Source organism: Streptomyces sp. CA-251387 (assembly GCF_050936625.1).
Lineage (GTDB): Bacteria > Actinomycetota > Actinomycetes > Streptomycetales > Streptomycetaceae > Streptomyces.
This window is the reverse complement of sequence record NZ_JBNJMJ010000001.1, coordinates 1,385,120-1,397,532: the sequence shown is the minus strand read 5'-3', so window position 1 is coordinate 1,397,532 and position 12,413 is coordinate 1,385,120. Positions and strand designations below refer to the sequence as shown.

At 70.1% G+C, this 12,413-nt stretch carries 9 protein-coding genes; 6 read left to right on the top strand and 3 right to left on the bottom strand.

Features of this window, described 5'->3' with window-relative positions; genetic code table 11:
• Positions 1-40: 40 nt before the first annotated feature.
• Positions 41-400: an ArsR/SmtB family transcription factor gene (locus ACQEV2_RS06055; protein WP_302002526.1), complete on the top strand. Its 360-nt coding sequence runs from the start codon at positions 41-43 to the stop codon at positions 398-400.
• Positions 401-443: 43 nt separating this feature from the next.
• Here the strand turns inward: ACQEV2_RS06055 and ACQEV2_RS06050 are convergent, their stop codons facing one another.
• From ACQEV2_RS06050 to ACQEV2_RS06040, 3 genes are all read right to left on the bottom strand, one after another.
• A complete protein-coding gene (locus ACQEV2_RS06050; RefSeq protein WP_433037306.1) occupies positions 444-1,667 on the bottom strand; it encodes a 4-hydroxybenzoate 3-monooxygenase in 1,224 nt (407 codons plus the stop codon).
• 87 nt (positions 1,668-1,754) lie between these two features.
• On the bottom strand, positions 1,755-2,162 hold the full coding sequence (locus ACQEV2_RS06045; protein ID WP_433037304.1) for a CoA-binding protein: 408 nt from the start codon (positions 2,160-2,162) through the stop codon (positions 1,755-1,757).
• Positions 2,163-2,310: 148 nt separating this feature from the next.
• The gene (locus tag ACQEV2_RS06040; protein ID WP_433037301.1) at positions 2,311-5,973 is read right to left on the bottom strand and encodes a LamG-like jellyroll fold domain-containing protein; all 3,663 of its coding nucleotides are present in this window, start codon (positions 5,971-5,973) and stop codon (positions 2,311-2,313) included.
• Positions 5,974-6,343: 370 nt separating this feature from the next.
• On the opposite strand from ACQEV2_RS06040, the gene ACQEV2_RS06035 reads away from it, so the two are divergent.
• From ACQEV2_RS06035 to ACQEV2_RS06015, 5 genes are all read left to right on the top strand, one after another.
• On the top strand, positions 6,344-7,357 hold the full coding sequence (locus tag ACQEV2_RS06035; protein ID WP_433037298.1) for a LacI family DNA-binding transcriptional regulator: 1,014 nt from the start codon (positions 6,344-6,346) through the stop codon (positions 7,355-7,357).
• 165 nt (positions 7,358-7,522) lie between these two features.
• Positions 7,523-8,770: a sugar ABC transporter substrate-binding protein gene (locus tag ACQEV2_RS06030; RefSeq protein WP_433037295.1), complete on the top strand. Its 1,248-nt coding sequence runs from the start codon at positions 7,523-7,525 to the stop codon at positions 8,768-8,770.
• Entirely contained in the window at positions 8,767-9,726 is a 960-nt protein-coding gene (locus ACQEV2_RS06025; protein ID WP_433037292.1) for a carbohydrate ABC transporter permease, read from the top strand. Before ACQEV2_RS06030 ends, ACQEV2_RS06025 begins: the two co-directional genes overlap by 4 nt.
• Positions 9,723-10,538 carry a carbohydrate ABC transporter permease gene (locus tag ACQEV2_RS06020; RefSeq protein ID WP_433037289.1) on the top strand — a complete coding sequence of 272 codons (816 nt, stop codon included), beginning with the start codon at positions 9,723-9,725 and terminating at the stop codon, positions 10,536-10,538. Before ACQEV2_RS06025 ends, ACQEV2_RS06020 begins: the two co-directional genes overlap by 4 nt.
• A 51-nt stretch (positions 10,539-10,589) precedes the next feature.
• Positions 10,590-12,332: an amylo-alpha-1,6-glucosidase gene (locus ACQEV2_RS06015; RefSeq protein WP_433037287.1), complete on the top strand. Its 1,743-nt coding sequence runs from the start codon at positions 10,590-10,592 to the stop codon at positions 12,330-12,332.
• The last annotated feature ends 81 nt before the right edge of the window (positions 12,333-12,413 follow it).

Below are 12,413 nucleotides of genomic sequence, written 5' to 3'. Positions count from 1 at the left end.
GGAGTGGACGAGTGCCCGCCCACGACGCCATTATGTGCGTATGAGCGCACGCATGCACCTGTCACCTGCGCACGATGCGCATCCGCGCACCCCGGGCGAGGAGCAGTTCGCGCTCGCCGCCGAACTCCTGGCCCTGCTGGGCGACCGCACTCGCCTCACGCTGCTGCACGCCCTGACAGCGGGGGAGGCCGATGTCACGACGCTGACCGAGGCCTGCGGCGCGGCCCGGCCCGCCGTCAGCCAGCATCTGGCCCGGCTGCGGCTCGCGGGGCTGGTGAACACGCGCAAGGAGGGCCGACGGGTGATCTACTCCCTCCGCGACGGCCATCTGCGCCGCCTCGTCGACGAGGCGCTGAACGTGGCGGACCACCGGCTCAGCGACCGGCCGCTGCACGACTGACAGGGCACCCGCTGATCGGCGGGCCCAGTAGTCGTCGGCGGCTTCAGTAGTCGCTGTTCAGGCCCAGGTACTGCTCCGCGAACGCCATCGCCGCCTTGGGGGAGCCGAAGATGCGGCGGAGGCGGGCGAGGGTGGTGCCCGCGCGGTACGGGTCGCCCGACGACGCGCCGTGGTAGACCTCGGACAGCCAGTGGGAGAACTCCTGGTAGTCCCACACCCGGCCGAGGCAGGCCGCCGAGTAGCCGTCCAGGCCGGTGCCGTCGCCCTTCGTGACGTACGCGACGATCGCGTCGCCGAGCAGGAAGGCGTCGTGCAGGGCGAGGTTCATGCCCTTGGCGGCGATCGGGGCGGTCAGGTGGGCGGCGTCGCCGGCCAGGAAGAGGCGGCCGAACACCATGGGTTCGACCACGTAGTTGTGCATGTCGAGGACGCGCTTCTCGATCAGCCGCCCCTCCGTCAGCGGGGGCGCGCCGTTCGCGCCGAGCCGCTGCTGCAGCTCCGCCCAGACCCGGTCGTGCGACCAGTTCTCGGGGTCGTCGCCGGGCGGGCACTCGAGGTAGTAGCGGGTCACCTCGGGGCTGCGCTGCATGTGCCCGGCGAAGCCGTCGGGATGCACGCCGAACACGACACAGTCGGCGGACGGCGGTGCCTCGGCGAGCAGCGCCAGCCAGCCGATGCCGTAGTCGCTGCGGGAGATGTGGGCCCGGTCCGCGGGTACCGCGGCGCGCGTCACCCCGCGCGCCCCGTCGCAGCCGACGATGAAGTCGCAGCGCACGACCTCGCGTCGACCCGTGTCCGGGCAGAGGTACGACACCGAGGGGTGGTCGGTGTCGATGTCGTGCAGTTCCACGTCCCGCACGCCGAAGCGTATGGCTCCGCCGCGCACGTCGGCGTACTCGCGCACCAGGTCCGTCACCAGGAACTGCTGTGGATACACCCAGTGGTGACGTCCCGTCAGTTCGAAGTAGTCGAACCGGTAGCGCTCCCCGGCGAACCGGAACTCGCACTCGGTGTGCCGCTGCGCCCGCTGCAGCAGAGTGTCCGCGAGCCCCCGCTGCTGGAGTCCGCGTACGGCCCACTCCTCGATGACCCCGGCCCGCGGCCGCTGCTCGATGAACGGACGTGTCTCGGTCTCCAGGACCAGACAGTCGACGGACGCCGCCCGCAGGATGTTGCCGACGGTGAGGCCGGCCGGTCCGGCGCCCACGATGACGACCGGAAAGTGCTGCGGGGCACCGGAGTTGAGGTGGGGGGAGGTCGAAGTCACCCGAGCATTATGGGGGCGGCCGACTCGGGGAGGGGAGCGTTCCGGGGCCGGCTCAGCGCCTCGGCGACGGCGACGGACCGGTCCCGGCTATCCGAGGCGCGGGATCTCGATCGCCGGGCAGCGATCCATGACCATGTCGAGGCCGGCGGCCCGGGTGCGGTCGTACGCGGCCTCGTCGATGACGCCGAGCTGGAACCAGACGGCCTTGGCGCCGATGGCGGTGGCCTCGTCGGCGACGCCGCCGGCGAGGTCGCTGTTGACGAACACATCGACGACGTCGACTTCGAAGGGGATCGCGTCCAGGGACGGGTATCCCTGCTGCCCGTGGACCGTCTCCGCCTTCGGATGCACGGGCACGATGCGTTTGCCGAAGCGCTGGAGCACGTCGGCGACGCCGTATGCCGCGCGCCGCTGGTTCGTCGACAGGCCCACGATGGCCCAGGTGTCGCCGAGCTCGGTGAGGATCTTGCGGACTGTTGCCGGGTCGCCGTACACGCTCGGCCTCCTTGGTATTCGTGCGAGGGCTGCTGTTGCGGACAACAGCAGCCGGGGTGCGGTGATTCCAGGAGACGGACCGGACGAGGCGGTTCCCTTTCGACTGGCGTGCCCCACCGGCGGCGCGAAGCCGCCGGTGGGGTTCATCTCATCGCACCTCGCGCGCGTAGGGCGCGACCGTGATCCGGTCGATCCGCGGCGCGTAGCGGGAGCGGAGCAGCACGCCGGGGAAGGTGTCCGAGGCGTAGGTGGTGCCGTCGAAGTTCGGCAGCTCCTCGGAGCGGAAGCTGATCGTGTTCTGTCCCTTCTTGAGGTGGACGGGCACGGTGAGCTCCCAGAAGTTGTTCGCGTGGAAGCTGTGCGGGAAGCCGACGCGCCGCATGTCGCCGCCGTTGACGGTGATGTCGGCGTGGCGGGCGAGCGGGTCCGGGTTGTAGTGGGTGGCCTCGGACTGCTCGGGATTGGAGTAGCGGATGCGCAGCGCGTACCGGCCGGCCCGGTCGGCGTTCACGGTGAACGTCGCCGTGTTGCCGTTGCCGGGCTCGCCGCCGATGCCGGTGATCGCCGTGCCGTCGGTGGCCAGGGAGAGCGGGGTGAGCGTGGCCGAGCCGGCGAGCTCGGCATCGCCCGCCTCGTACGTGCGGGCAGGGAGCGTCCCCTCGGTCGGCGTGACCCGGAGGCGGTCGACGAGAGTCGTGGCCGAACCTCCCGTCACCGTCACCTTGTTGACGCCGCCCGAGAGGGAGACGGCCACGCTGCTCTTGCCGTTGCCCAGGCGCAGGACGTCGTGGCCGTTGACCGAGAGCCGGGCGCCCGAGCCGCCGAGGGTGTCGACCTCGAGGGTGGCCTCGCGGTCGGCGGGGGAGTAGACCCAGAACGTCGCGGTCTGGCCCTTCGCCAGCCGGGCCGCTCCCGAGCCGGTGGCCGGCTGCGTCGGCAGGTCGTAAGCGGGCCGTGCCCCGCCGCTCAGCCAGGCCAGCTCGGCCTCGTACACGTGGGTGCCGGCCGAGGCCTCCGGCAAGGACAGGGTGAGGCGGTCGACGATGGCGTCACCCTTGGTGGCGCGCTTGCCGTCGAGGCTCTTCGCGGCGAGCGTGAGGGTGTGCCTGCCCTTGGTGAGCCGGACCTCGGTGTCGGTGTGGTCCCACACCACCCACTTGTAGCCGAGCGGCAGGTACAGCTCCTGCTCGCTGTCCGCCTTGCCGTCCACCCGTAGGAAGACGTTGGTGGGGCCCTGCTCCTTCACCTTGTCGAACGTGTTGAGGGAGTTGGCGAAGACGCTCAGGTCGTAGGTGCCGTCCTCGGGCACGTCCACGGTGAAGTCGAGCGTGACGTCCGAGCCGGTGCGCAGGCCGCCCACGTCGTAGCCGCCGGAGGTGTAGAACTTCGACACGTCACGCGGCGAGCCCTCCGGGCCGTTCCTGGAGTAGCCGGACCCGGTGTGGGCGGCGCCCTCCGCCTCGTACGAACCCTGCCAGCGCACGGGCGGGGACTGCGTGCCCTTCGCCCTTCCGGCCCGGCTCAGGACGATCTCGTACGCCGAGGACTCCTTCAGCGTCGGCAGTGCGCCGCCGCCGAAGTCGACGACCACCGTGCCGTCGTCACTGACCTTCAGGTTCTGCTCGGCGAGCAGCTTCGGGCCGGAGTGGTCGCCCACCTGCCCGCTCCACTCGATCTCCCTCACCCAGGCGTGCACGCGGTCCCCGAAGACCTTCTTCGGGACGTCCGCGAAAGTGATGTGGCCCTTGCCGGTGGAGCCGCCGAAGATCAGCCGGGACTGCTTCTTCTTCTCGTCGAGCGTGGCCACGCCCTGCATGGTGTAGTTCTCGCCGGGGAACGGCGGGGTCACCTTCACCGTGTGCCCGCTCATCGAGGCGTACGAGTTCAGCAGCCACCACTGGCCGTTGCCGCGGCCCGACTGCACCGCCGAGTCGGACAGGTTGCCGTCGATGTTCCAGTACGCGATGTCCGCGTCGACCTTGGACTCCTCGATCGCGGACACCCACTGGATCATCTGGCCGGGGACGGAGGTGTGGTAGTTGAAGGCGTACTCGTTGATGTTGACGGGGAGCTCGGTGCCCTCGCGGTCTGTGCCCTTGAAGAGCTCCTTCTCCCACGCCCGGTACTGGGCGACGCTCTGCCGCACCGCCTCCGGGTGGCTGAGCTCGTGCCAGGTGATGACGTCCGGGAGGGTGCCGGCGGCCAGCGCGTGGGTGAGGAAGCCCTTCACCTGGTCGTACAGGACGCTGGTGTTGGGGCCGGCGATGCGGGCACCGGGCATCCTGCCCTTGATGAGCTTGTAGGCGTCGTCCCAGGCGGCGAAATAGTCGTCGGGGTCGCTCAGCCAGCTGACCTTGTTGTAGCTCCACTCGCCGGTGCCGAACATGTTGCCCTCGGGCTCGTTGAACGGCACGAAGACGATGTTGTCCTGGTACTCCTCGGGCAGTTGGAGGACCTGGTCGACCTGCGTCGCGATCTTCTCCTTGTAGAGCTTGAGCTTCTCCTCGGGGGTGTCACCCGGCCACTGGTACGGGAAGCCGCGGTGGATGTCGGTCATGTAGATGTACACGTCACCGTCGGTGGAGTCGGCCAGCGGCTTGACCACCTCCAGCGCGTCGGCACCGGGGTGCTGCGGACCGTCCTGCGCCTTCGTGGAGACCGTGCGCAGGCCCATGCCCTCCATGAGGTTGTTGGTGGGGACGTCCGGCCCGTACACGCCGTAGAGGGTGCCGGAGGCCCCGCCGTGGAAGGGGCCGGTGTCCGAGCCGAGGTCGACGGTGAGCTCTCCCTCGCGGACCACGGTGACATTCGCCTTCACCGCGCGCCCGGCTGCCGTGCCCGCCACCGTGAAGGTCCCCGGCCGGGCGTACTTCTCGGGCGGTACGGCGTCCCAGGTGACCGGCGTGTCGCGGTCGTAGCCGTCGGAGAACGAGGAGCGGACGGCGGGCGGGAGGGACGGAGCGGTCCCAGCGGTCGTACGGACGTCGAAGGACGTCTTCGAGAGTTCCTGGACGGTGGGCACGGTCCCGACCGTACCGGCCACCTGCTCGGCGCTCAGCGCCGCGTGCCACACGGTGAAGTCGTCGATCGCGCCCTTGAGCAGCGGGTCCGGCCAAAAGGACTTGCCGATGTAGCCGGCGGCCGTGGCCGAACCGTCCAGCAGCTCCTTGGCCTTGATGCCGGTCGCGGCGGAGGAGACCGCCACGCCGTCGAGGTAGGTGGTGAGCCGGCCGGCGGTGCTGTCGAGGGTGACGGTGACCGTCCGCCACTCGTTCGCGGGCAGCATCGCGTAGCCGCGGACCTGCGTCTCCGCGCCGCCTCCGCCGGTGGTCACGGAGGTCTGGAACAGCCCGCTGCTGTTGTACGGGGTGCTGAAGAGGTACTTCGTGGTGTCGGTGCCCAGATCGAAGATCCGCTGCCAGGACGACTTGTCGCCGCTCCACTTCACACGGGCGGAGACCGTCAGGTCGGTGGCGTCGCCGAGGACTTCGCGGGGCAGACGGACGTACGCGCCGTCGGAGGCGGGCGCCCCGCCGGGCAGGGCCAGGGCCTTGCCTCCGTCCGTGCCGGCCACGGACTGGGCGGTGGAGCCGTTCACCAGGGTCGCCGTCAGGCCGTTGCCGGAGCTGTCGGTGATCCTGCCGGAGGTGAGGTCGTCCTGGTCGAAGGTGTAGCGGGCGGCGGGCCGGGGCGCGTCGGCCGCCTCCGCGTGGACTGCGGGTGCGGTCAGCAGGCCCGCGCCGAGAGCGACGGCCACGGCGGCCGGGGCGCGGTGCCGGGCGGATCTGTCAGGGGAAGGCGGGGATGGCATGGATTGCGTCCTCAATCCTTGGGTCCGAGACGGCGGCACACGTCGAACCGGTTCGACCATGCGCCACGAGGGCGATGCGCTCTTGCGGGTGTCGGTGCAAAGACAGCCCCACGCTCCTTGGAAGAGCGCGCTGTCGGCGTCAGGTCGTCGGAAGGATCACTTCATCGAACCGGTTCGCGAAGCTAGCACCGGGGGAGATGGGGCATCAATCCCTCCGGCACGAGGTTTTTCCGGCTCCTGCGGGAAATCCGCAAGTGTCGTCGAGGGTGTTGACAGGCGTGCGGCCAGTTCCTAACTTCGCTTCACGCGAACCGGTTCGACAGCCGGTCCGCGGTGTCGAACCGGTTCGATCTTCGAGCAAGGAGTTGCCGTGAACATCGGTGAGATCGCCCGGCGGGCCGGTGTCTCGCGCAGCACCGTGTCCTACGCACTGAGCGGCAAGCGGGCGGTCTCCGACGACACCCGCCGGAAGATCCAGCGGGTCATCGACGAACTGGGCTACCGCCCGAACGCCAGCGCCCGCGCCCTGGCCAACGGCCGGACCAGCACGATCGGCCTGGTCTTCCCGCCGGCCGGCAACCACTACACCGGGATGCAGCTGGACTTCATCGGCAGCGTCGTGGAGGCCGCAGCGGCCTACGACTACGACGTGCTGGTGGCGCCGAGCGGCGTGGACAGCGACCGCTCGTTCCAGCGGCTGCTGGGGGAGCGGCGGGTCGACGGCGCGATCCTGATGGAGATCAGGCTGGAGGACGACAGGGCGGAGCACCTGACCGCCGTGGACTTCCCCTTCGTCGCCATCGGCCGTACCGCGCATCCGGAGGGCAGCTGGTGGGTCGGCCTGGATCACACCGCGCTGGCGGCGGCGTGCGTCCACCACCTGGCGGACCTCGGCCACAGCCGGGTCGCCTTCGTCAACCGGCCCGAGCAGCTGCTGCGGGCCGGGTACGAGTCCGCGCACCGCGGCCTGGACGGCTTCACCAAGGCCGCGGCCGAACGCGGGCTGACGGTGCGGACGTACTGCTGCGGGGACGACGCCGCCTCGGGCCAGGCCTGTGTGGAACGGATCCTGCACGACGAGCCGGCCACCACCGCCCTGGTCACGCTGAACGAGGCCGCTCTGGGCGGCCTGTACCGGGGGCTCGCCCAGGCGGGCCGACATGTGCCGCGCGACGTCTCCGTGACCGGGGTCGTGGCGAGCCGCTGGGCGGAAACCGTGACCCCGCAGCTGACCGCGGCCGACGTGCCGGCCGAGGAGATGGGCCGACGCGCCGTCGAACTGCTGGTGGAGCGGCTCGACCATCCCGACGGTCCGCCCCGGCACCACCTTCTCGCCCCGCCGATCTCGTTGCGGGCCAGCACCGGGCCCAGTACGGCGTCCTGACCGTACCTCTCGGGCAACGCCCGCGTACCTACTTCACCCGCTGATCGCCCGATCGCCTGATCGCTCGGCGGTGCTGTTCGGCGTGCCCTTTCCTCCTCGCCGCCCCGTGGCCTCGCCACCCCGTGCCCTCGCCACCCGCATGCCCAGAACAAAGGAACCCTCGCCATGAACAGTTCCTCCGGACAGCGCCGTCTGACCGCCGCAGCCGTGACCGCGCTCGCCGTGGCCGTCACCGCCACCGCCTGCTCCTCCGGCTCCGGCAGCACCGACACCAAGGGCGCCGACAGCGGCACGTACACCATCTGGGACCCGTACCCGCAGTTCGACAAGAGCTCCGCCTGGGCGAAGCTGCTGGACGCCTGCGGCACCAAGGCCGGCGTGAAGATCAAGCGGACCGCGTTCGACACCAGCGACCTGGCCAACAAGGCGCTGCTGGCCGCGCAGCAGGACAACTCCGCGGACGTCCTCATCGTCGACAACCCGGTCGTCTCGACGCTGGCCGAGGCGGGCGTGCTCACCACGACCGACGACAACAAGCTGGACACCTCGAAGGTCGACCCCAACCTGCTCGCCGCCGGCCAGTCGGGCGGGAAGACCTACGGCACGCCGATCGGAGCCAACACCCTCGCCCTCTACTACAACAAGGAGGTGCTGAAGGAAGCCGGCGTGGACACGGCCTCGATCAAGGACTGGACGTCGCTGACGGCGGCGCTGGAGAAGGTGAAGAAGGCGGGCAAGAAGGGCATCACCTTCTCCGCGATCGGCACCGAGGAGGGCAGCTTCCAGTTCCTGCCGTGGCTCTGGGGCTCGGGCGCCGAGCTGACCGAACTGGGCTCCCCCCAGGCCGTCTCCGCACTGTCCCTGTGGAAGGGCTGGCTGGACAAGGGGTACGCGCCCAACTCCGTCATCAACAACACCCAGACCACCAGCTGGCAGGAGTTCGCGAGCGGCGACTACGCCTTCGCCGAGAACGGCACCTGGCAGCTGGCCAACGCCGAGAAGGCCGGCTTCGACTACGGCGTCCTGCCCGTCCCCGGCGCCGACGGAGGCGACGCCGCGGCACCGACCGGCGGCGAGTTCGTCACCGTCCCCGTCCAGGGCGACACCGGCCGCTACGCCACCGCCCAGAAGCTGGTCACCTGCCTGACCAGCACCGAGAACCTCTACGCCACCGACACCACCCTGTCCTACGTGGCCCCCACCGGCGAGGTCCAGGACAAGCAGGTGGCGGCGAACGCCGAGTTGAAGCCGTGGGTCGACGCCGTCAAGGCGGCCAAGGGACGCACCAGCGACGACCTGGGCACCAAGTACCCGAAGATATCGGAGCAGTTGTGGAAGGCCGTACAGTCCGCCCTCAGCGGTTCGAAGTCCCCGAAGGACGCGCTGACCGCCGCTCAGGCCGCCGTCAAATGACCATCGTCCGAGGCTCGTTGACGGGTCCGGTGAACGTGCCCCGAAGCCCGGTGGCCGGTCCGGTGACCCGAAAGTCCGGCTCCCAGCAGTGGGCCGCCTGGGCCTTCCTCGCCCCCGTGACCCTCTACCTCGCCCTCTTCTACGCCTATCCGCTCTACCGCAACCTCGACCTGAGCCTGCGCGACTACACCGTCCGCTCCTTCGTCCAGGGCGACGCACCGTTCACGGGCCTGGAGAACTACCGGACCGTCCTCGACGACCCGACCTTCGCCCCCGCCCTGCTCCACACCGTGGTGTTCACCGCCGTGTGCCTGGTCTTCCAGTACTGCATCGGCCTCGCCCTCGCGGTCTTCTTCAACCGGCACTTCCCGCTGTCGGCGACCCTGCGCGCCCTGTTCCTGGTGCCCTGGCTGCTGCCGCTCATCGTGTCGGCCTCCACCTGGTCGTGGATGTTCAACAGCGAGTCCGGTGTCGTCAACGCCCTGCTCAGCACCGTCGGCATCGACCAGGTGAACTGGCTGACCTCGCCGTCCTGGTCACTGACCTCGGTGATCATCGCGAACATCTGGATCGGCGTCCCGTTCAACCTGGTCGTGCTCTACAGCGGCCTGCAGTCCATCCCGGCCGGCCTGTACGAGGCCGCCGCCCTCGACGGGGCGGGTCCCTGGCGGCGGTTCTGGAGCATCACCTTCCCGCTGCTGCGCCCGGTGTCCGCGATCACCCTGCTGCTGGGCCTCGTCTACACGCTCAAGGTCTTCGACATCATCTGGATCATGACCAAGGGCGGCCCGGCGGATGCGTCCACGACCTTCGCCACCTGGTCCTACCAGCTGGGCTTCGGCAACCTCGTGCCCGCCTTCGGCCCGGGTGCGGCCGTCGGCAACCTGCTGGTGGTGGCCGCGCTGGTCTTCGGCCTGGTCTATGTGCGGGCCCAGCGGAAGCAGGCGTTCTCATGAGCCGCCGCACCTGGGGAAAGACGACCGTGGGCGTCCTGCTGACCGCCCTCATGCTCTTCCCGGTCTACTGGATGCTGAACGTGTCCTTCACCCGCGACCAGGACATGCGCAAGAGCCCGCCCGACCTGTTCCCCGTCCACGGCACCCTCGCCGGCTACCGCACCGTCCTCGCCGAGCAGTTGCCCTACCTCGGCACCAGCCTCGTCATCGGCCTGGGCACGGTCGTGCTGACCGTCGCCCTGTCCGCCCCCGCCGGTTACGCCCTGGCCAAGCTGCGACCCCGCGGCGGCGGTGTGCTGAGCTTCCTCCTGCTGGCCGCCCAGATGATCCCCGGCATCATCATGGCGATGGGCTTCTACGCCATCTACCTCCAGCTCGGCCTGCTCCAGTCCGTCCCCGGCCTGATCGTCGCCGACTCCACGCTCGCCGTCCCCTTCGCGGTGCTGATCTTCACCGCGTTCATGTCCGGCATCCCCGGCGAGCTGCTCCAGGCCGCGAAGACGGACGGCGCCGGACCGTTGCGCACCTTCTGGTCGATCGTCCTGCCGATGAGCCGCAACGCCGTCGTCACGGTGTCCCTGTTCGCGTTCCTGTGGTCCTGGTCCGACTTCGTCTTCGCGGGCACGCTCGTCAACGGCGGCGCCCACGAGCCGATCACCCTCGGCATCTACCACTACATCGGCAACAACAACCAGGAGTGGAACGCCATCATGGCCACCGCCGTCGTGGCCTCGCTGCCCGCCGCGGTCATCCTCGTCCTCGCCCAGCGCTACGTCGCCGCCGGCGTGACGGCCGGCGCCGTCAAGGACTGAGTTCCCTTCCCTCTGTTCGAGTCCCCGTGCTCGAGAAACGAGTCGCACTCCATGACCGCCGCCCTTCCCGGACCGGCCTTCTCCGTCCAGGACATCCCGTTCAGCACGTACGGATCCTGGTTCGACATCTCGCCCGTGGTGGCGGAGAAGACGTACGCCGAGGATCTCCACCTCGTCTCGCACCAGAACGGCATGCATGCCGTCCTGCGTCTGTTCCCCGTGGACCCGGTGACGGGCAATCGCGCCGAGACCCGCGTCGAGGCGACGCCGGGACTGCTCAGCTGGACCGCCGAGCGTGGCCGTGTCGACCTCGCCTACGAGTCGCCGGACACCGTACGGCTGCGGGGCAGCGGCCTGGGCATCGGAGTGTTCGCCGCGGCGCGGGTCCTGACGCCGTTCAGCGGCACGTACTTCTTCCGCGAGCCGGCGGGGGACGCGTACGTGTTCACGTCGTACGAGACCGGACGCCGCTACCGCGTCACCGTGCTCTCCGGCACAGTGACCGACACGTTCGGCGGCCAGGCGCTGGGCGGTGCCGACCGAGGTCTGACCGTCGCCGCCGGCCCGGACGCGGAGGACCTCTGGGAGATCGCGGTGGAGGAACTCGACACCGCGCGCCCGCCGTACGCGCCGACGGCGACCTTCGGCAAGATCGTCGAGGCCGGGCGGAACGCCTTCGCGGACTTCGTCGACACGGTGGCCCCCTGGCGCTCGTCCGCGACGCCGGCCGCCGAACTCGCCGCCTACGTCCTGTGGTCCGCGACCGTACGCCCGGCGGGTCTCGTCACCCGGCCCGCCGTCCTCATGTCCAAGCACTGGATGGACAAGGTCTGGAGCTGGGACCACTGCTTCAACGCCCTGGCCCTGGCCCCCGGCCGTCCCGAGCTGGCCTGGGACCAGTACCACCTGCCCTTCGACCACCAGGACGAGACCGGGGCGCTGCCCGACTCGGTCACCCACTCCGAGGTCCTCCACAACTTCGTCAAACCGCCCATCCACGGCTGGGCGTTCGGCCACCTGCGCCGTCGCCTGCCCAAGCCGCCCGGCCGGGCGGAACTGGCCGAGACGTACGACAGGCTGGAACGCTGGACGGACTTCTGGCTCACCGCACGGCGCGCCCCCGGCGCCGCACTGCCCCACTACCAGCACGGCAACGACAGCGGCTGGGACAACGCCACCACCTTCGACCCCGAACGCGTCGTCGTCACCGCGGACCTGGCAGCCTTCCTCGTCCTCCAGCTCCGGGAACTCGCCGACCTGGCAGGGCTCTTGGACCGGCCGGACGATGCCAGCCGGTGGACGCGGGCCGCCGAGGCGACGCAGGCGGCGATGCTCGACCAGCTCTGGACCGGTGACCGGTTCGTCGCCCGGGGAGTCGACAGCGGCGACACCTGGCACAGTTCCAGCCTTCTCGACCTGATGCCCGTCGTGCTGGGCGAGCATCTGCCGGAGGAGATCAGCGGCGTACTGGCCGCCCGCATCGAGGCCCACCTGACCCCGTACGGACTGGCCACCGAGCTGCCGAGTTCGCCGCACTATCTCTCCGACGGCTACTGGCGCGGCCCCATCTGGGCCCCTGCCACGGTCCTCGTCGAGGACGGGCTGCGCCGCGCCGGCCACCACCGGCCGGCGGACGAGATCAGCGCCCGCTTCCGCACCCTGTGCGAGACCCACGGCTTCGCCGAGAACTTCGACGCTCTCACCGGATCCGGCCTGCGCGACCGCGCCTACACCTGGACGGCAGCGAGCTACCTGCTCCTCGCCGAGGCCCACGCGAGGCGCTGCGGGTCTTGACAGGGGGTCGTCGGCCGGGCTTCCCTTAAGCGTGTTGCGTATCACGGTACAGTTGAATAATGCGCAACCAGCGACGGTGCC